This window comes from Qipengyuania flava, from assembly GCF_011762005.1.
Lineage (GTDB): Bacteria > Pseudomonadota > Alphaproteobacteria > Sphingomonadales > Sphingomonadaceae > Qipengyuania > Qipengyuania flava.
On record NZ_JAASQU010000001.1, the window covers coordinates 531,350 to 549,637 of the forward strand.

The following is an 18,288-nucleotide window of genomic DNA, read 5'->3' on the forward strand; positions in this document are numbered from 1 at the left end:
GGTCTAGCCTGCGCTGCGGGGGTTGGAAAGCGCGTCGAGCGCGGCCTTCCACGGCAGGAGGATTGCTTCGTGGCGGCCGGCATGCGGCCGTGCCGGCTCGAGCAATTCCAGGCGCGGCAGAAGCGTGCTGTCGCGATCGTCCGCCAGCCACAAACGCAGTTCCTCGAGCGTCGCCGCCAGCGTCTCGCCGGTCATGTTCGGAGCCTCGCGGGCGAAGATCGCCGCGCTCGCCTGCCCCACCGCACAAGCGCTGATGCGCAGGCCAAGCCGTTCGATACGATCCGGACGCGCCGAGGACAGGGCGATGGTGCTCCCGCACGAACGCGAACGCGCTTCGCCAGTCACGGGTGCCTGCGGGTCGAAAGGGAAATCGGCCAGCTCGATCGCGAGCGCAAGCAGTTCGGGCGAGTAGAGCGCGGCCGTGCGCGAGGTAGGCATCAGCTTTCGTCGGCGGCCTGCGCGCGTAGCCGTGCCCGGCGCTCCGCCAGTTCCTCGACCAGCGCGCGCGAACTGGAATCGACCAGTTCGTAGCTGCGCGCGGTGGTAATCCAGTTGGGACGCCCCTTGTAGCTCCACACGCTGTCGTAGCCGAGCACCAGCAGCGAAAAGGCGATCACCACGATCAAGGTGCCCTTGAGCGCGCCGAAACCGAAACCCAGTACGCGATCGACCGGGCCGAGCATCGAGTTGCGCGACACGCTGCCGACATTGTTGGCGATGACCTTCATCGCCGCATAGGGAATCAGCAGCAGCAGGGTGAAGGCCAGCAGCGCGGTGGTGATGTCGGTACCGATGTGGTCCTGCAGCGCGAGCGTCAGCGGCGTATGCAGGGCACGGATCGCGAAGGCGGCGAGCACCCATGCAGCGAGCGACAGCACTTCCTGCAGGAATCCGCGCATGAAACCGCCCACGGCGGCGACACCGACAATCAGCAGAACGAGATAATCGAAAGCTGTCATGAACCTTCCTTGGGCTCCGACTTATGAATTCCCGATTATCCGGTCAACGAGATTGGCCAGTTGTCCCAAGCCGTCATAGGCGAGCGCGTCGCCCCCGCCCTTCACGTGCGCCGGGCCGAAACCGCGATCGAAGCCGAGCTTGGCGGCTTCGCGCAGCCGCAGCCCGCCATGCGCGACGGGCCGGATTTCGCCCGCAAGCGAAACTTCGCCCAGCCACACGCTGCGCGGGGGAAGCGGCCGGTCGGCCATCGCGCTGACGAGTGCGGCCGCAACCGCCAGATCGGCGGCGGGGTCCCCCAGGCGATAGCCCCCCGCGACGTTGAGATAGACCTCTGCCGACGAGAAATTGAGCCCGCAGCGCGATTCGAGCACGGCGAGCAGCATGGCGAGGCGGCCGTTGTCCCACCCGACCACCGCGCGGCGCGGGGTAGCACCCGATTGCAGCCGCACGATCAGCGCCTGGATTTCCACCAGCACCGGGCGCGTGCCTTCGATCGCGGGAAACACCGCGCTGCCGGCCATCGGCTCGTCGCGACCCGACAGAAACAGCATGGAAGGGTTGTCGACTTCTTCCAGCCCCTCGCCCGCCATTGCGAACACGCCGATTTCATCGACTGCGCCGAAACGGTTCTTGAGCGCGCGCAGGATGCGATACTGGTGGCTCCGCTCGCCCTCGAAGCTCATGACCACATCGACCATGTGCTCGAGCACGCGCGGGCCCGCGATGTTGCCGTCCTTGGTGACATGACCGACCAGCACCAGCGCAACGCCGTTCTCTTTCGCATAGCGGATCAATTCGAAGGCGCAGCCGCGGACTTGGCTGACCGTCCCGGGGGCACCTTCGATCGTGTCCGAATGCATTGTCTGGATAGAATCGATCACCAGCAGGCCCGGCGCATCCATCGCGCCCAGCGTGGTGAGGATGTCGCGCACGCCCGTTGCCGAAGCGAGCTTCACCGGCGCATCGGACAGGCCAAGCCGGGCCGCGCGCATACGCACCTGCCCCGAGGCCTCTTCGCCGCTGACATAGACCACTCCGCGCCCTTCGCGCGCGATTTTCGCGGCAGCCTGCAGAAGCAGGGTCGACTTGCCGATACCCGGATCGCCGCCGAGCAGGATCGCCGAGCCGGGGACCAGCCCGCCGCCCAGCGCGCGATCGAATTCTGCAAGTCCCGTGGGCTGGCGTGTCGGCAGCGGGCCGGGCTTGTCGAGATCGACGAACTGGACCGCCCGACCCCCGCTCGACAGATCGTGTTTCATCGAGAAGACCGTGGCCGGCGCGTCCTCGACCAGCGTGTTCCATTCTGCGCAATCGGGACACTGGCCCTGCCAGCGGTGCGAGACTCCGCCGCAAGCCTGGCAGATGTAGCGTTTCTTGGGTTTCGCCATGCGCCTCCGCTAAACGGAACATTTCGCGAACGCAATTGCCATTGGCGATTTATCCCGTCATGAGCGCGGCATGCGGCAAAAAGAACTGCGGATAGCGCTGGTCTGCTACGGCGGGGTGAGCCTGGCAATTTACATGCACGGCGTCACGCGCGAGCTGTGGCAATTGGCGCGCGCGAGCCGCGATTTCCACGCCGGCAAGCCCGCACGCGATGGCGTGGAGGCGGTCTATCGCGCGCTGATAGAGCGCATTGCAGAGGAACAGGACCTGCGCCTCCGCGTGCTGCCCGACATCATGAGCGGCGCCAGCGCGGGCGGGATCAATGCGGTATTCCTCGCGCAGGCGGTCCATTCGGGCCAATCGCTCGAACCGCTGACGGATCTGTGGCTTGAAGTCGCGGATGTCGACGAACTGGTGGATCCGGCTGCGCGGCTCAAATGGCGTTTTTCCAAGTTATGGGCCCAGCCCTTCGCGAACTGGCTGCTGAGTCGGCCGGGCAGCGACATCGCCGATGCGGTGGCACCGGAAACGCGGGTCGAGGTCGAACGCAAGGTTTCGCACCTCATCCGCGGACGCTGGTTCGAACCGCCCTTCTCGGGCATCGGCTTTTCGCGCCTGCTCGAACGCGCCTTCTCGGCCATGGCAAGGAGCCCGATCGAGGAACCGCTGCTGCCGCCGGGTCACCCGCTCGATCTCTATGTCACTGCCACCGATTTCCATGGTTATCAGGAATTGCTGCGGCTCCACAGTCCACCGGTGGTCGAAGATACCGAACACCGTATGCCGATTTCCTTCCGTTCGCGCACGCCGATGCAGGGCGGGAAAGATCTCGCCAATCCGCTCGAGCTTGTCTTCGCCGCGCGGGCCACAGCCAGCTTCCCGGGTGCCTTTCCGCCGCTGCGGATCGAGGAAATCGATCGCCTGTCCGATCTGACCGAGCGCACCTGGCCCGAGCGCGAGGCTTTTCTCGACCGCGTGATGCCCGTCCATGCCGCGCGCGAAACGCTTGGAAATGTGTCGCTCATCGACGGGTCGGTGCTGGTGAACAAGCCCTTCGCCGGGGCCATTGCCGCATTGCAGGGGCGCCCCGCGCAGCGCGAGGTCGACCGACGCTTCCTCTATGTCGACCCGCGCCCCGACCGTTATGGTGAGGAACTGGAGGACAAGGGCGAACCGGTCGGTTTCTTTTCGGCCATTTTCGGATCGCTTTCGACGCTGCCCCGCGAACAGCCCATCCGCGACAATCTCGAACAGCTCGAGGAACAGAGCCGCGAGGCCGAGCGGTTGAGCCGGATGGTCGCCGCGCTGCGACCCGAAGTGGACGGCGCGGTGGAGAAGCTGTTCGGGCGCACGCTGTTCTTCGATCGGCCGACGCCCGCGCGCCTCAAGAACTGGCGCCAGAAGGCGCAGCAATCGGCCGCCGAAAGCGCGGGCTATGCCTTTCACGCCTACGCGCAGGCCAAGTTCACGGGCATCGTCGGACGCCTCGCCCGGCTCGCGATGACCGCGGCGCCCAAGTTGGGGATTGACGATCCTGCCCCGATCGAGGCCGTACTGCGCGAGGAACTGGTTCGCCGCGGGCTCGACACGCTATCCGCCCCGTCCGGGGGTGCGTCGCCGCAAGCAATCGCCTTCTTCCGCGAGCACGATATCGGGTTCCGCATCCGAAGGTTGCGGCTGCTGGCGCGCCGCCTGGCGCGTGACTGGGAAGCCGATCCGGACATCTCCGACGCCGCGCTCGAGCGGGGGCGCGACGCGGTTTACCGGATCCTTGCGCTCTATTTCGAGAAAGAGGGGGCCGCGGCGCTCGGGCTCGGGTTCGAACCGCTGGCGGAGAACGTTTTGCGCGATCCGGGTACCTTGCTCGACATGATCGAGGCGCAGCGCCTGCTGCCCGATCTCGATGATCGAGCGGAGGAGATGCTTGCCGAGGCGCTGGAAACGATGCCCAAGAACCTGAAGCGGCGAATGCTGCTGACCTATCTCGGCTTCCCCTATTACGACGTCGCCACCCTGCCCCTGCTGCGCAACGAGAGCCTGACCGAATTCGACCCGGTGAAGGTCGATCGCATCAGTCCCGACGATGCGCGCAGCATTCGCGAAGGAGGGACGCGCGCCACGCTGCGCGGGATCGAGTTCTACAATTTCGGCGCGTTCTTCAGCCGTGCCTATCGCGAGAACGACTACCTGTGGGGGCGGTTGCACGGTGCCGAGCGCATGGTCGATCTGGTATGTTCGACGCTCGACCGGCCGTTTTCGGTCGAGACATGCCGCCACTTCAAGCGCGAAGCGTTCCACGCCATTCTCGACGAGGAGCAGCGCGCCGAACGCTGCAACCAGCGCATGATCGACGAGATCCGCCGCGAAGTGGTCGAATGCCTGCCCTAGCCCGCAGCGCGGCCGAAGAAGAGCAGCATCACCAGCCGCGCATTCTCGTCATCGGTCCCGAAACCGGGAGCGGAGGTGTGGAATTGCCAGGGCGAGAACAACACGAGCCGGTTGAACCGCATCGGCACGCGCATAACACGCTCCCATCTGGCGGGCTGCGTCGTGTCGCGATTGACCACGTCTTCCACCAGCGCGTCGAGCGTGTCGTAGCCCGAGGCGGCGAGTTCCGCGCCATTGGCGGGCACGCGTTCGAGCCCGGTGCGCTTGTGACGGAAGAAATCGGTACCGCCCGAGCCGGGCTTTGCGCAATCCTCGGGGCGGGAGAGGTAGAGGATACCCGAGTAATAGGCCGGATCGATATGCACCCCGCTGCGGCCCTTGTCCGCCTTGCGCGTAATCCGGCAATGGCCGTGCTCGGTATCGGGTGCGGCGACGAGATCGACCCCGAGCCGGCGCGACACGGCCTGGTTGGTCCCATCCATCGGCAAGGGCTTGGTCGAATCGCGACCGGGATAATTGCCGCGCGCACCCGGCGGCGCATAGTCAAGCGCCAGCGCGGCCCGCCGGGCCGCCCATGGGTCCGACAGGAAATCATCGATAATCATCAGCGAAGGCAGCATGGGACGCGCTTATCGCGGGCGCCGTGCCGCTTGGCAATCACCCGCCCAGCGCATCCTTGAGCTTGTTGAAGAAGCCCCGGCTCTCGGGGCATTCGTCGCCAGTCTCCAGTTCGCGGAACTGTTCGAGCAGCGCGCGCTGTTCCTTGCTCAGCCGGGTGGGTGTTTCGACCGCGATCTCGATCACCAGATCGCCGCGACCGCGGCCCTGCAGGACCGGCATCCCCGCGCCGCGCTGGCGCAATTGCTTGCCCGACTGGATCCCGGCGGGAATCTCGACCGTGACCTCTTCGCCATCGATGTTGGGAATGGTGATCGATCCGCCCAGCGCGGCCTGCGTGAAGCTGATCGGGACCCGCGTGGCGAGCGTGGTGCCCTCGCGCTCGAAGATCGCATGCGGCTTCACATGGAGGAAGATATAAAGATCGCCCGGCGGTGCGCCGCGCGGCCCCGCTTCGCCCTTGCCCGACAGACGGATGCGCGTGCCCGTATCGACACCCGGCGGAATCTCGACCGCGAGCGCCTGAGCCTTGTCGATCCGACCCTCGCCGCGGCAATCGCGACACGGCGAGGTGATGACTTCGCCGCTGCCATGGCAGTTGGGGCATGGCCGCTCGACTACGAAGAAACCCTGTTTGGCGCGAACCTGGCCCTGACCGTGGCAGAGGTTGCAGGTGCGTGCACGGGTGCCCGGCGTGGCGCCGGTGCCATGGCAGGTTTCGCAATTCTGCGACACTTCGATTTCGATTTCGGTCGATTTGCCGTTGAAGGCATCCTCGAGCTCGATCTGCATGTCATAGCGCAGATCGGCACCGCGGCGCGGACGCGCTCGCCCGCCGCCACCGAAGGCGCTGCCGAAGATGGTTTCGAAGATATCGCCGATATCGCCGAAATCGGCCCCGGGATGGCCTCCGCCGCCAGGTCCGCCCTGCTGGAAGGCGGCGTGGCCGAAGCGATCGTAGGCCGCCCGCTTCTGCGGATCCTTGAGCACTTCATAGGCGGCACTCACCGCCTTGAACTTGCCCTCGCTTTTGGTGCAGCCGGGATTGCGGTCGGGGTGGTGCTTCATTGCGAGCTTGCGATAGGCGGATTTGATCGTCGCGCCGTCGGCATCGCGGCTCACGCCGAGCAGTTCGTAGAGATCGGTTTCGGTCGTCGACATGGCTTCCCAATGACTAATCGCCACCGGTGCGCGGGGGCACCGGTGGCGACTGGTTTCTCATCTTCGGATCAGTTCTTCGCGTCTTCGTCGACTTCGGAGAATTCGGCGTCGACCACCTCTTCCTCCGCGCCGGCATCGGACGCCGCGTCACCTTCCGGAGCGTCGGTCGAGGCGTTCGCCTGTTCCTGCTCGTAGATGGCCTGGCCCATCTTCATCGCACTCTGCGACAGGTCCTGCGCCTTGGCATTGATATCCGCCGCATCGTCGGCTTCAAGCGCCGTCTTGAGCGCGCCGAGCTTTTCTTCGACTTCGCTCTTGAGCGCGGCGTCGATCTTGTCGCCATGCTCTTCCAGCTGCTTCTCGGTCGCATGGACGAGGCTGTCGGCCTGGTTGCGCGCTTCGGCGCTTTCCTTGCGCTTCTTGTCCTCGTCGGCGAACTTCTCGGCGTCCTGCACCATCTTCTCGATGTCGTCGTCGGACAGACCACCCGATGCCTGGATGCGGATCTGCTGTTCCTTGCCGGTGCCCTTGTCCTTGGCCGAGACGTTGACGATGCCGTTGGCGTCGATGTCGAAGGTAACCTCGATCTGCGGGACACCGCGCGGCGCGGCGGGAATGCCTACGAGGTCGAACTGGCCGAGCATCTTGTTGTCCGCCGCCATTTCGCGTTCGCCCTGGAAAACGCGGATCGTCACCGCGTTCTGGTTGTCCTCGGCGGTCGAATAGGTCTGCGTTTTCTTGGTCGGGATCGTCGTGTTGCGGTCGATCATCTTGGTCATGATCCCGCCTAGCGTTTCGATACCCAGCGAGAGCGGGGTCACGTCGAGCAGCAGCACGTCCTTGACGTCGCCCTGCAGTACGCCAGCCTGGATGGCTGCACCCATGGCGACGACCTCATCGGGGTTCACGCCGGTGTGCGGCTTCGAGCCGAAGAACTCTTCGACAACTTCGCGGACCTTGGGCATGCGGGTCATGCCGCCGACGAGGATCACTTCGTCGATCTCGTCCTTCGAGACGCCGGCATCGGCCAGCGCTTTCTTGCAGGGCTCAAGCGTGCGCTTGATCAAATCGCCGACAAGCTGTTCGAGCTTCGAGCGGCTGATCGTTTCGACGAGGTGCAGCGGGGTCGAGCTGCCGCCTTCCATGCGCGCGGTGATGAAGGGCAGGTTCACTTCGGTCTGGGCCGAGCTCGACAGTTCGATCTTGGCCTTTTCCGCGGCTTCCTTGAGACGCTGCAGCGCGAGCTTGTCGCTGCGCAGGTCCATGTTTTCCTTCTTCTTGAACTCGTCCGCGAGGTACTCGACGATCGCGCTGTCGAAATCCTCGCCGCCAAGGAAGGTGTCGCCATTGGTCGACTTCACCTCGAACACGCCGTCACCGATCTCGAGGATCGAGACGTCGAAGGTGCCGCCGCCGAGGTCGTAGACCGCGATGGTCTTGCCGTCTTCCTTGTCCATGCCATAGGCGAGCGCCGCGGCCGTGGGTTCGTTGATGATGCGCAGGACTTCGAGACCCGCGATCTGGCCGGCGTCCTTGGTCGCCTGGCGCTGCGCGTCGTTGAAGTATGCGGGAACGGTGATCACCGCCTGCGTCACGGTTTCGCCAAGATAGCTCTCGGCGGTTTCTTTCATCTTCTGCAGGATGAAGGCGGAAACCTGGCTGGGCGAATAGTCTTCGCCGCCCGCTTCGACCCAGGCGTCGCCGTTCTTGCCCTTGACGATGTCATAGGGGACCAACTCCATGTCCTTCTTGGTCAGCGGATCGTCGAACCGGCGGCCGATCAGGCGCTTGATCGCAAACAGCGTGTTGTCCGGATTGGTGACAGCCTGGCGCTTGGCCGGCTGACCGATCAGGCGTTCGCTGTCCTTGGTGAAGGCGACGATCGAAGGCGTGGTGCGGGCGCCTTCCGAATTTTCCACGACCTTGGGCTTGCCGCCGTCCATAACGGCGACACAGCTGTTGGTGGTGCCAAGGTCGATACCGATAACTTTGCTCATGGTTTCCCCATCTGTTTCAAGTCGTTGGACACCGCGCGATCGGCCCCCCTTAGCGAGGCGGAACCGGTTGGCGGCTCTATCCGGTGGTGTATTACACGAGCGATATAGGTGCGGTTTTTCTTGGCACAAGGGAGGCGGCGCGCTAGTTTTTCCGCACCAAGAAGAGGGGATCAAACCAATGAAAATCACACGTTTCGCGCCGCTGGCGCTGGGCCTGGCGACGGTCGCACTCGCGGGTTGTTCGGGGGGAGCCGAGGAAACGACGGCTCCGGCAGTCGACGAAGTTGCACTCGAAGTGAGTGATGCCCGCCTGATGCTGCCGGCGGTCGAGGGACGCCCCGGCGCGATCTACTTCGAAGTAGCCAACACGGGTGAGCGCAATTACGCGATCCGCCGGGCCGATGTCGAAGGTGCGGGCAATGCCGAACTGCACGGGTCGATGGAAATGGACGGCCAGATGATGATGGACAGCGTCGGCCAGGTGCTGGTCAATGCCGGCGAGAGCGAGAGCTTTGCGCCCGGCGGCTTTCACGTGATGGTGTTCGACCTCGACCCTGCGCTTGAAGCGGGCGGCTCGACCGAAATGACGCTGACCGTAGTCGGAGGCAAGAAGAAGAGCTTCCCCGTCGAAATTCGCGCCGCGGGCGACGAACGCTGAGCGTGGGGCGCGGCCTGCCGGTGACCGACAATCGCGAACCGGCAGCCGCGCCCTCATGCCCCGCTGGCGGCGAACGCTGCCTGACACCGGGAGAGGTAGCCCTTGCGCGCAGCGTTTTCGGGCATGCGATCGATTACGACAGCGTGCGGATCCGCCGGCGCAAATGGTTCCCCTTCCAGCCGCGCCGGATCACCATGGCGCCGCGCGGGCACCTGCATTTTCATCCACGCAGCGAAGCCTATTGCGACGATTTCGCCGCCACGCATGTGCTGCGGCAGGGACTGTTCATCCATGAACTCGTGCATGTCTGGCAGGTCCACACACGCGGGAAATGGTTCCTTGTCACGCGCCGCATGCCATGGGCGCGCTACGATTACGCGCTCAGGCCGGGTTGGCCACTCGAGAAATACGGAATCGAGCAGCAGGCGGAGATCGTGAAACACGCGTTCTGGCTGCGCAACGGCGTCAGGGTCGCAGGCGCGGCCGATCCCGCGGCCTATGACCTGCTGGTCCGTTTCCCCGGGGCCGAGCTCTAGCTCAGCCCGGTTTTCGAGACAAAAAAGCCGTCCCCTCATGGACGGCTTCTTGTGTGTTTGGTTAGAAAATCAGCGCCAGTAACGGGCATAGCGATCGTCATTACGGCAGTCGTCGTCGACATAGCGGCCGTCACCATAATAGCCGTCGCAATCGTCATTCTTGTCGCTGACGTAGCCGATCACCCCGCCGATCGCCGCACCGGCCAGGGCGTAGGTTTCGAGGTCTTCGCCCAGCAAGGCACTCAGACCGGCACCGGCAGCCGCCCCGGCAGCTGCGCCCTCGACCGCGTAATTCTGCGCGCAGGCACCCAGTCCGAGGCTCGAGGCGACCAGCGCGGGGGCGAGTAACAGCTTGGTATTCATCATGTCTCTCCGTTGGCTTCCCTGTCGGTAGGCCTACGGACGAACACCGCGCATGTTCCTCAGTCGTAGGTCACGCCAGGGAGGCCCTCACCTCCATCGGCGATGAAAGCATCGATCCGCGCTTCGAGCGCGGGCAGCGGGACCGAGCCAAGCGACAGCACGACATCGTGAAACTTGCGAATGTCGAAGCGCGGGCCGAGTTCGGCTTCCGCCTTGGCGCGCACGCGGCGCATGGTCATTTCGCCGAGCTTGTAGGCGAGCGCCTGCCCCGGCCAGCTGATATAACGATCGATCTCGGTACCAACTTCGCGTTCGGACAGCGCGGTATGGCTGGAAAGGTAATCGACCGCGCGTTCGCGGCCCCACCCGTAATGGTGGATGCCCGTGTCGATGACCAGGCGCGCCGCGCGCCACATCTCGTAGGACAGCCGACCGAATTTCTCATAGGGTGTGCGATAGATCCCCATCTCTTCGCCGAGATACTCGACGTAGAGTCCCCAGCCCTCGCCGAAGCCGGAGAAGTAGGTCCGCCGGCGAAAGCGTGGCGCCTCTTCCTGTTCGAGCGCCACAGCCGCCTGGAAACTGTGCCCGGGCGCGCATTCGTGCAGCGTCAGTGCGGGAATATTGTACAGCGGCCGTGACGGCAGGTCGTAAGTGTTCATCTGGCAGGCATCGAGCCCGCCACGCCCTGCGGTGTAGAAGGGCGCGATTGCCGGATCGACTGGACGGATCGTGTAACGATGGCGCGGCAGGAAGCCGAAGTAATCGGCCAGTTTGCCGTCGACACGCTTGGCGACATAGGCGGAAACGCCCATCAGTTCATCGCCGCTGCGCGCCACGAATTGCCGATCGGTGCGCAGGAAGCTGACGAATTCCGCCAGCGTGCCGGCGAAGCCCGCCTCGGCCTTCACCTTTTCCATCTCGGCAGTAATGCGCGCGACTTCCGCCAGTCCGATCTCGTGAATCTGTTCGGCGGTCAGGTCGAGTGTCGTGTATTGGCGGATCTGCTGCGCGTAATAAGCGGCGCCTTCGGGAAACTCGCTCGCGCCGAGGGTTGTGCGCGTATTGGGCAGGAACTCCTCGCGGAAGAAGGTCAGCCATTTGGCATAGGCCGGCGTCACCTGCTGCGCGATGGCCGCGCGTCCGGCTTTGCGCAGACGCTGCTGCTCATCGGCGGGAATGCTGCGCGGCATGTCGGCAAAGGGCGCCCAAAAGGGGCTCTGCTCGGGATCGTCGACGACGTAGGATGCGATCGAGACATCGCGCCCTTCGAGCGTCACCCGCGGAACCGAGAAGCCTCGAGCAAGCCCGGCGCGCGAATTGGCGGTATGCTCGGCAAAATAGCGCGGGATATCGCGCATTCGCCCGATGTAGTTCTCGTACTGCTCGACGCTGGTGAACCCGCCGCGCGGTGCGAGGTAGGACCAGAAATTGCTGTCGCTGTCGAAGGGCATTTCCCATTCGGCGAAGCGCGCATCGCCGATCTCGGCCTCGAGCAGCGTGCGTAGGACCAGCGCATTGGTACGCGCGTTTTCGGTCAGCTTGGCACGATCGATCCCGTCGAGCCGAGCGAGAAAATCGGCGTAACGCTTGGTCCGTTCGCGGTGCGCCGCCGCCGTGACCGATGGAAGGTGCGCCCCTTGCTCGGCCGCACCATTCGCGGACTCGGTCAGCCCGAACTGTTCGAGCCTGTAATCGTAGAAGGCATCGGCCAGCTCGCCCAGCCGCTCTTCGGCCGACGACTGAGCCGAAAGCGGTGTGGCGAAAGCAGCAGCGACGAGAACCGCCGCTCCGTATATGGCAGTTCTCATGCTTGCTCCCCGGGGTTCTGGAATTCAGTCGGGCTTCTTCGCCACGCCGACCATGGCCGGACGCAGCAGGCGGTCCTTGATCATGTAACCCGCCTGCATTTCCTGAACGATGGTGCCGGGCTCGGCCTCGTCGGTCGGGATTTCCATCATCGCTTGATGCTGGTTGGGGTCGAGCGGCATTCCCTTGGCTGCGATGCGCGTGATGCCATTGCTGTTGAACACCTTGTCGAGTTCGCGCTGCGTCGCTTCGATTCCGGCCAGGAAATTCTTGGCCTTGTCGCTTTCGCGCAGCTCTTCGGGAACATGATCGAGCGCGCGCGAAAGGTTGTCCGCCACGCTGAGGATGTCGCGAGCGAAATTGGTCGCGCCGTAATTGCGCGCATCCTGCACATCCTTCTCGAGCCGACGGCGCACATTCTGCGTTTCGGCGCGCGCGTAGAGCACGTCCTGCATCGCCGCTTCGAGATCGCCTTTGAGCTTGGCGAGCGCATCGTCGACCGGGGTTTCGGGCCCATCGCCTTCGCCAGCATCGCCATCATCGCGAAGGTGTTCGGGCACGCCTTCCATTTCGCGCGCCACTTCGGCATCGACCGCCTTGTCCTGCGGTTCGTTCTTGTTCTCGTCGTTCACGTATAAACCCTGTCAGCCAAATCTCTTGCCCAGTGATCGGGCGGTGAAATCCACCATGGGGACGACCCGTGCGTAATTCAACCGCGTGGGGCCGATCACGCCCAGTACGCCGACCACCCTGCCCTCGCGATCGCGATAGGGCGAAGCAATCACCGAAGAGCCCGAGAGCGAGAACAGCCGGTTCTCGCTGCCGATGAAAATCCGCATCGCATCGGCCTGGCGTGCGCGTTCGAGCAATGTGGCGACCGATTGCTTGCTCTCGAGGTCGTCGAGCAGCGAACGGACACGCTCGATGTCCCCGAGAGCGGTTTCATCGAGCAGGTTGGACTGACCGCGCACGATCAGCACCGGGCGATTGGTCGCGTCCTCGCTCCACGTGGCGATGCCGCGCTGCACGAGGTCGCGGCTTGCTTCGTCCAGCGCCGAACGCCCGCTGGCGATCTCCTTCTCCATCGCCCCCGCGGCTTCTGCCAGCGTCCGGCCCGAACTGCGGGCGGTAAGGTAATTGCTCGCCTGTTCGAGCGATGTGCCCAGCGCGTCGGGCGGCATGGCAAGAATCCGGTTTTCGATATGGCCGTCCTCGCCCACCAGCACGGCGAGGACGCGTTGCGCGTCGAGCGCGGTCAGCGATACCTGTGCCAATCGCGGCTCGCGTGTCGGCACCATGACCATGCCTGCTGCCCCGGAAAGGTCGGACAACAGGGCACTGGTTTCCTCAAGCGCGCGTTCTATCGGGCCCGGTTCGCCAAGCCGTTGTTCGATCGCCTCGCGTTCTTCGCGGGTCGGTTCCGCAACCTGCATCATCGCGTCGACGAACAGGCGCAGGCCGGTTTCCGTGGGCATGCGCCCCGCGCTGGTGTGTGGCGCCGCGAGCAGTCCGCGCGCCTCGAGATCGGCGAGGACGTTCCGGATCGACGCGGGCGACAAATTCACACGCGCGTCGCCCGACAGCGCTTTCGAACCCACCGGCGCGCCGCTGTCGAGATAGCCTTCGACGACAAGCCGGAAAATCTCGCGGGCACGGTCGGACAAATCGGTGAGCGGAGGCGAATTCATTCTTCCTATCTAGCCACTCCCCTTGCGGCCTCAAGACCCATGCGCCACAGGCACCGCCTGAGATTCGACTGCAATGGAGTACCTCATGCGACCTTCCGGCCGTGCGCCCGACGAAATGCGCGCCATCACCATCGAAACCGGTTACACCAAGCACGCCGAAGGCAGCTGCCTCATCAGCTTCGGCGAAACGCGCGTGCTGTGCACCGCGAGCGTCGAAGAACGCATCCCGCCGTGGCTGCGTGGCAAGGGCGAAGGCTGGGTCACCGGCGAGTATTCGATGCTTCCGCGCGCCACGCACACGCGCGGCCAGCGCGAGGCGGCCAAGGGCAAGCAGAGCGGGCGCACGCAGGAAATCCAGCGCCTTATCGGGCGAAGCTTGCGCGCGGTGGTCGATCACAAAAAGCTCGGCGAACGGCAGATCACGCTCGATTGCGACGTGATCCAGGCGGATGGCGGGACTCGCACCGCATCGATCAGCGGCGCTTGGGTGGCCTTGCGGCTTGCTGTCGATGGACTGATGAAATCGGGCGACATCACGCAGGACCCGATCACGGCCAAGGTCGCCGCCGTATCCTGCGGCGTCTATCAGGGCACGCCGGTGCTCGACCTCGACTACCCCGAAGACAGCAATGCCGATGCGGATGCGAACTTCGTGCTGATCGAGGGAGGCAAGATCGCCGAGGCACAGGCGACCGCCGAAGGCGCGCCCTATGACGAGGAGGCGTTCCTGCGCCTGCTGCGCCTCGCCCAGATGGGCTGCGCGCAAATCTTCAAGGCGCAGGACGAGGCAACTCGCATATGACGCGCCGCCTGGGTTCGGGATCGCTGGTGATTGCCACGCACAATGCGGGGAAACTGAAGGAGATTTCCGCGCTGCTCGAACCCCATGGCCTGAAGTGCATCTCCGCCGGGTCGCTCGGACTTCCCGAACCGGCGGAGACCGGCACCACTTTCGTGCAGAACGCGCTGATCAAGGCGCGCGCTGCGGCTGAAGCTTCGGGACTGGTGGCATTGGCCGACGACAGCGGCCTGTCGGTCGATGCGCTCGACGGTCGTCCCGGGGTCTACACCGCGGACTGGGCCGAACGGCAATGGTTTGAGGGTGAGCCGGGGCGCGACTGGTACATGGCGATGGGCAAGGTCGAAGGGATGCTGCAGGAGAAGGGCGCGTCGGTAGACCGCTCCTGCGCGTTCCATTGCGTCCTCGCAATCGCATGGCCCGATGGCGAGCATGCGGTCTATGAAGGCACGGCCCCCGGGAATCTCACCTGGCCGCCCCGCGGGGAAATGGGTTTCGGTTACGACCCGGTGTTCGTGCCGCAGGGCCGTCAGAAGACCTTTGCTGAAATCGATCCTTCGGAGAAGCACGCGATAAGCCATCGCGCCGATGCCTTCGCCAAGCTTGTCGCCGAACAGTTCGGCTAGTCCTTAGTACGCTTTCTGGCCCCAGACATTGCCAGCCGGCCAGTAACGGCAGACCAGCACGTCATTCCCGCGAGCGGTGGCGACCGCGCAACCGACCTCCTGCGTGTCGCGCCACACCACCTGTGTGTAATGGCCGACATCCGCCCAGTTCCCGGTATGCGAAATGTCGGGAAAACGGGCGTGGCGGTAGTGTTTCTTTTCTTCGATGAACATGCCGACCATGTTTTCGACCGGCCAGTGCCCGGAGGTGCCCATCCAGAGGTTCTCGCCGGTGCGGTTTCGCCCCTTCTGGCTGGCATGTTGCAGCATGCCACGACGCGAAAGGTGGTGCGCCCAATCGCGCGCTTCGCGTTCGAGATGAACGTTCCACTTGAGCGGGCGCAGCGCAAGCCGCCTACGCTCGTCATTGTGCGTGCGCAGGATGCGCGCTGCGAGATGCGTATCGGCCGAACCGCGCTCGACATCGTGACGGACCGAACCACTGTTTGCCGCCGCGGGCGTCGAGGATCCGCTTGCCGCGAACCCTGCCGCCATGGCACAAAGCAGCGCAACCGTACCGAATATGGGTGCTTTCCGTTTCGTCGGACAGTTCATGAAGTTCCGGAAAGCAGACCGACAGTTAAGAATGGGTAAACGCTCTTTTGGCCCGCGCGCTCTATATCCATTGGCCCTTTTGCATCGCCAAATGCCCCTATTGCGATTTCAACAGCCATGTCCGCAAAACGGCCGACACGGACCAATGGCGCGATGCCCTGCTAGCGGATATGCACCACGAGCATCTTCAGGCAGTTTCTGAAGAACCGCTCACAAGTATCTTTTTCGGCGGAGGAACGCCTTCGCTCATGCCCCCTGCCCTCGTCGCCGGTTTGCTGCAGGAGGCGGAGCATTTGTGGGGCTTCGCGCATGACATCGAAATCACTCTCGAAGCCAATCCCAGCAGCGTCGAAGCCGCGAATTTCGCCGATCTCGCAGCTGCGGGGGTCAATCGCGTGTCGCTGGGGGTTCAAAGCCTGCACGACGAGGCGTTGCGTTTCCTCGGTCGGTTGCATGGCGCAGACGAGGCCTTGCAAGCGGTCGCTGTCGCGCAGGACCGTTTCGAAAGGGTATCGATCGACCTCATCTATGCACGCCCCGGCCAGTCCGAGGCCGATTGGCACGCCGAACTCGCCCGCGCCCTATCGCTGGGGACGACGCATATGTCGCTCTACCAACTCACTATCGAGCCCTCGACCCGGTTTGCCACCGATGTCCGCCAAGGCGTGTTCGAGCCGCTCGATGATGATAATGCCGCCGATCTCTTCGGGCTGACCCGCGCGATGACCGCGGCCGCCGGCCTGCCCGCCTACGAGATCAGCAACCACGCCGCCCCCGGGCAGGAAAGCCGCCACAACCTCACCTACTGGCGCTACCAAGACTATCTCGGCATCGGCCCCGGAGCCCACGGTCGCAGGTGCGAAACGGCAACCGTGCGCCACCGCAAGCCCGAAAACTACCTCGCCGCGGTAGCCGCACAGCGGCACGGAATCGCAGAGGCCCGCGCGCTCGACCGGGCCGAACAGGCGAGCGAAGCGCTGTTGATGGGGCTGCGACTGGCGGAAGGTGTCGATCTTGCCGACATGGCGCGGCGCTTCGGGGGCAATCCTGCTGCGCTCATCGACCAGGCGAAGGCGCAGCTTTATCACGATCTCGGCATGGTGTGGTCGCACGGTGACCGCTTCGGTGTGACCGAGCAGGGCATGCCGCTCCTCGAAGCCTTGCTGGGCGAGCTGGTCGCGTCCGACCTCGTCGCGTCGTGACACAGGCCGCGCTGCTCGAGGCTTGGCACGACCACCTTGCGCTGGGGCTGCGTCGCTCGGAGCATACGGTGCGAGCCTATATGCGTACCGCACAACGCCTGCTCGTCGGACAGGGGATTGCCGACTGGGACGCGGTTGCCGATCTCTCGGCAGGGCATTTGCGCACCCATCTCGCAGCGCGCCGCGAGCAGGGATTGTCCAACGCTTCCGCCGCGCGCGAGCTTTCCGCACTCAAGAGTTTCATCGCCTTCGCGCGCACGCAGGCAGGACGCGAGGTGTCGGACGCGCCGCGGATGCGTGGACCACGGATCGCCAAGGGCCTGCCTCGTCCGGTCACGCCCGACGATGCTATCGGACTGGCCGAGACGGTCGATGCGCTCGCCGTCGAGGACTGGGTAGGCGCACGCGACCGGGCCGTGCTGCTGCTGCTTTATGGGGCAGGACTGCGGATCGCCGAGGCGCTATCGCTCAAGGCGGATGCCCTGCCGTTGGGCGACCGGCTCACGGTCACAGGCAAGGGAGGCAAGCAGCGCGTGGTGCCTTTGCTGCCGATCGTACGCGAGGCGGTCGCGGACTATGCAACGCGCTGTCCCTGGCCGTTGCAGCGCGACGAAGCGCTGTTCCGCGGAGCGAAGGGCGGACCGCTGGCGCAGGGCATGGTGCAGAAGGCGACCGCGCGCGCACGTCGCGCGCTCGGCCTGCCCGACAGTGCAACGCCGCATGCCTTGCGGCACAGTTTTGCGACGCATCTGCTCGGCGCGGGCACCGATCTGCGCAGCCTGCAGGAATTGCTGGGCCATGCCAGCCTCGGTTCGACCCAGATCTATACGCAAGTCGATGCCGCGAGCCTGCTCGACACCTATCGCAATGCGCATCCGCGCGAGCGCGACTAGCGTTCGGCGCGCGGCTTCCAGGTAATCACCCGCCAGATATAAATCAGCAGCCCGACCCCGAGCGATCCAAGGATAAGCCAGCCCAGGACCTCCTGCGAATCGGCCAGCCATAGCGCCAGCCGGCGTCCGCCCTCGACCAGCAGCAGGTTCCAGATGAAAGCGCCTGCGAAGGTGAAGACGAGAAACCGCCCCACACCCATATGCGCTAGCCCGGCGGGCAGAGAGATCATGGTGCGAAATACCGGGGTGAAGCGGAAAACGAAGACCACCCAGGGGCCATGCCGCTGGAAGAACCCGCGTGCCTTCTCGATATCTTCCCATTCCATCGTCAGCCAGCGGCCCCACCGATCGACGAAGGGTTCGAGCCCCGTTCGGCCCCAGTGGTCGCCCAGCCAGTACCACATGTAATTGCCCGCGGTGCAGCCGACGGTACCCACCAGCATCAACGGCCAGAAATCCATTGTCCCACGCGAAACGGCGACCCCGCCCAGCCCCATGATGACTTCAGAGGGGATCGGCGGGAAGATATTCTCCAGTGCCATGAGCACGAAGATGCCCAGCAGGCCGCCCTGCTCGATGATGCGGAGGATCAGTTCGTGCATGGCCGCGT

The 18,288-nt window shown here is 64.6% G+C and carries 19 protein-coding genes; 7 read left to right on the plus strand and 12 right to left on the minus strand.

Features of this window, described 5'->3' with window-relative positions; genetic code table 11:
- Positions 1–3: 3 nt before the first annotated feature.
- Genes FHS69_RS02610 through radA form a run of 3 tightly spaced genes read right to left on the minus strand, consistent with a single transcriptional unit; the run spans position 4 to position 2,348 of the window.
- Positions 4–438: an iron-sulfur cluster assembly scaffold protein gene (locus FHS69_RS02610; RefSeq protein WP_166776317.1), complete on the minus strand. Its 435-nt coding sequence runs from the start codon at positions 436–438 to the stop codon at positions 4–6.
- Positions 438–959, minus strand: coding sequence for a CvpA family protein (locus tag FHS69_RS02615; RefSeq protein WP_067505841.1), 522 nt, complete (start codon positions 957–959; stop codon positions 438–440). The genes FHS69_RS02610 and FHS69_RS02615 overlap by 1 nt, the downstream gene beginning before the upstream one ends.
- Before the next feature lie 21 nt (positions 960–980).
- The gene (gene radA / locus FHS69_RS02620) at positions 981–2,348 is read right to left on the minus strand and encodes a DNA repair protein RadA (protein WP_166776319.1); all 1,368 of its coding nucleotides are present in this window, start codon (positions 2,346–2,348) and stop codon (positions 981–983) included.
- Between the two features lie 70 nt (positions 2,349–2,418).
- On the opposite strand from radA, the gene FHS69_RS02625 reads away from it, so the two are divergent.
- Positions 2,419–4,734 carry a patatin-like protein gene (locus tag FHS69_RS02625; RefSeq protein WP_166776320.1) on the plus strand — a complete coding sequence of 772 codons (2,316 nt, stop codon included), beginning with the start codon at positions 2,419–2,421 and terminating at the stop codon, positions 4,732–4,734.
- Here the strand turns inward: FHS69_RS02625 and FHS69_RS02630 are convergent.
- The 3 genes from FHS69_RS02630 to dnaK form a co-directional block, all read right to left on the minus strand.
- Positions 4,731–5,354 carry a DUF6445 family protein gene (locus FHS69_RS02630; RefSeq protein ID WP_166776322.1) on the minus strand — a complete coding sequence of 208 codons (624 nt, stop codon included), beginning with the start codon at positions 5,352–5,354 and terminating at the stop codon, positions 4,731–4,733. The two genes, FHS69_RS02625 and FHS69_RS02630, sit on opposite strands and share 4 nt — an antisense overlap.
- 37 nt (positions 5,355–5,391) lie before the next feature.
- Entirely contained in the window at positions 5,392–6,513 is a 1,122-nt protein-coding gene (gene dnaJ / locus FHS69_RS02635) for a molecular chaperone DnaJ (RefSeq protein WP_166776324.1), read from the minus strand.
- A gap of 68 nt (positions 6,514–6,581) precedes the next feature.
- Complete coding sequence (gene dnaK / locus FHS69_RS02640) at positions 6,582–8,510, minus strand: molecular chaperone DnaK (protein WP_067671374.1); 1,929 nt, start codon at positions 8,508–8,510, stop codon at positions 6,582–6,584.
- Between the two features lie 178 nt (positions 8,511–8,688).
- On the opposite strand from dnaK, the gene FHS69_RS02645 reads away from it, so the two are divergent.
- Positions 8,689–9,168: a copper chaperone PCu(A)C gene (locus tag FHS69_RS02645; RefSeq protein WP_166776326.1), complete on the plus strand. Its 480-nt coding sequence runs from the start codon at positions 8,689–8,691 to the stop codon at positions 9,166–9,168.
- A 20-nt stretch (positions 9,169–9,188) separates the two neighbouring features.
- Entirely contained in the window at positions 9,189–9,704 is a 516-nt protein-coding gene (locus FHS69_RS02650) for a vgr related protein (RefSeq protein WP_166776328.1), read from the plus strand.
- Between the two features lie 69 nt (positions 9,705–9,773).
- Here the strand turns inward: FHS69_RS02650 and FHS69_RS02655 are convergent, their stop codons facing one another.
- From FHS69_RS02655 to hrcA, 4 genes are read right to left on the minus strand one after another with little or no spacing between them, the layout of a single operon-like run.
- Positions 9,774–10,070 (minus strand): hypothetical protein, encoded by a 297-nt coding sequence (locus FHS69_RS02655; protein ID WP_341801653.1) that lies wholly within the window; start codon positions 10,068–10,070, stop codon positions 9,774–9,776.
- A gap of 56 nt (positions 10,071–10,126) precedes the next feature.
- A complete protein-coding gene (locus FHS69_RS02660; protein ID WP_166776330.1) occupies positions 10,127–11,878 on the minus strand; it encodes a DUF885 domain-containing protein in 1,752 nt (583 codons plus the stop codon).
- Between the two features lie 24 nt (positions 11,879–11,902).
- Positions 11,903–12,508, minus strand: coding sequence for a nucleotide exchange factor GrpE (gene grpE / locus FHS69_RS02665; RefSeq protein ID WP_224801196.1), 606 nt, complete (start codon positions 12,506–12,508; stop codon positions 11,903–11,905).
- Positions 12,509–12,520: 12 nt separating this feature from the next.
- On the minus strand, positions 12,521–13,564 hold the full coding sequence (hrcA, locus tag FHS69_RS02670) for a heat-inducible transcriptional repressor HrcA (protein WP_067466732.1): 1,044 nt from the start codon (positions 13,562–13,564) through the stop codon (positions 12,521–12,523).
- An 85-nt stretch (positions 13,565–13,649) separates the two neighbouring features.
- Between hrcA and rph the strand changes: the two genes are divergently transcribed.
- Complete coding sequence (gene rph, locus FHS69_RS02675; RefSeq protein WP_166776332.1) at positions 13,650–14,366, plus strand: ribonuclease PH; 717 nt, start codon at positions 13,650–13,652, stop codon at positions 14,364–14,366.
- Positions 14,363–14,989, plus strand: a complete 627-nt coding sequence (gene rdgB / locus FHS69_RS02680; RefSeq protein ID WP_166776334.1) for an RdgB/HAM1 family non-canonical purine NTP pyrophosphatase — start codon at positions 14,363–14,365, stop codon at positions 14,987–14,989. Before rph ends, rdgB begins: the two co-directional genes overlap by 4 nt.
- Positions 14,990–14,992: 3 nt before the next feature.
- Here rdgB and FHS69_RS02685 read toward each other — a convergent pair whose 3' ends face one another.
- The gene (locus FHS69_RS02685; protein WP_166776336.1) at positions 14,993–15,523 is read right to left on the minus strand and encodes a CAP domain-containing protein; all 531 of its coding nucleotides are present in this window, start codon (positions 15,521–15,523) and stop codon (positions 14,993–14,995) included.
- 107 nt (positions 15,524–15,630) lie between these two features.
- Here FHS69_RS02685 and hemW point away from each other — a divergent pair, with 107 nt between their 5' ends.
- The gene (gene hemW, locus FHS69_RS02690; RefSeq protein WP_166776338.1) at positions 15,631–16,785 is read left to right on the plus strand and encodes a radical SAM family heme chaperone HemW; all 1,155 of its coding nucleotides are present in this window, start codon (positions 15,631–15,633) and stop codon (positions 16,783–16,785) included.
- On the plus strand, positions 16,782–17,678 hold the full coding sequence (locus tag FHS69_RS02695; protein WP_166776340.1) for a tyrosine-type recombinase/integrase: 897 nt from the start codon (positions 16,782–16,784) through the stop codon (positions 17,676–17,678). The genes hemW and FHS69_RS02695 overlap by 4 nt, the downstream gene beginning before the upstream one ends.
- On the opposite strand, the gene FHS69_RS02700 is transcribed toward FHS69_RS02695, so the two are convergent.
- Entirely contained in the window at positions 17,675–18,280 is a 606-nt protein-coding gene (locus FHS69_RS02700; RefSeq protein ID WP_166776343.1) for a DedA family protein, read from the minus strand. The genes FHS69_RS02695 and FHS69_RS02700 overlap by 4 nt on opposite strands.
- Positions 18,281–18,288 lie beyond the last annotated feature (8 nt).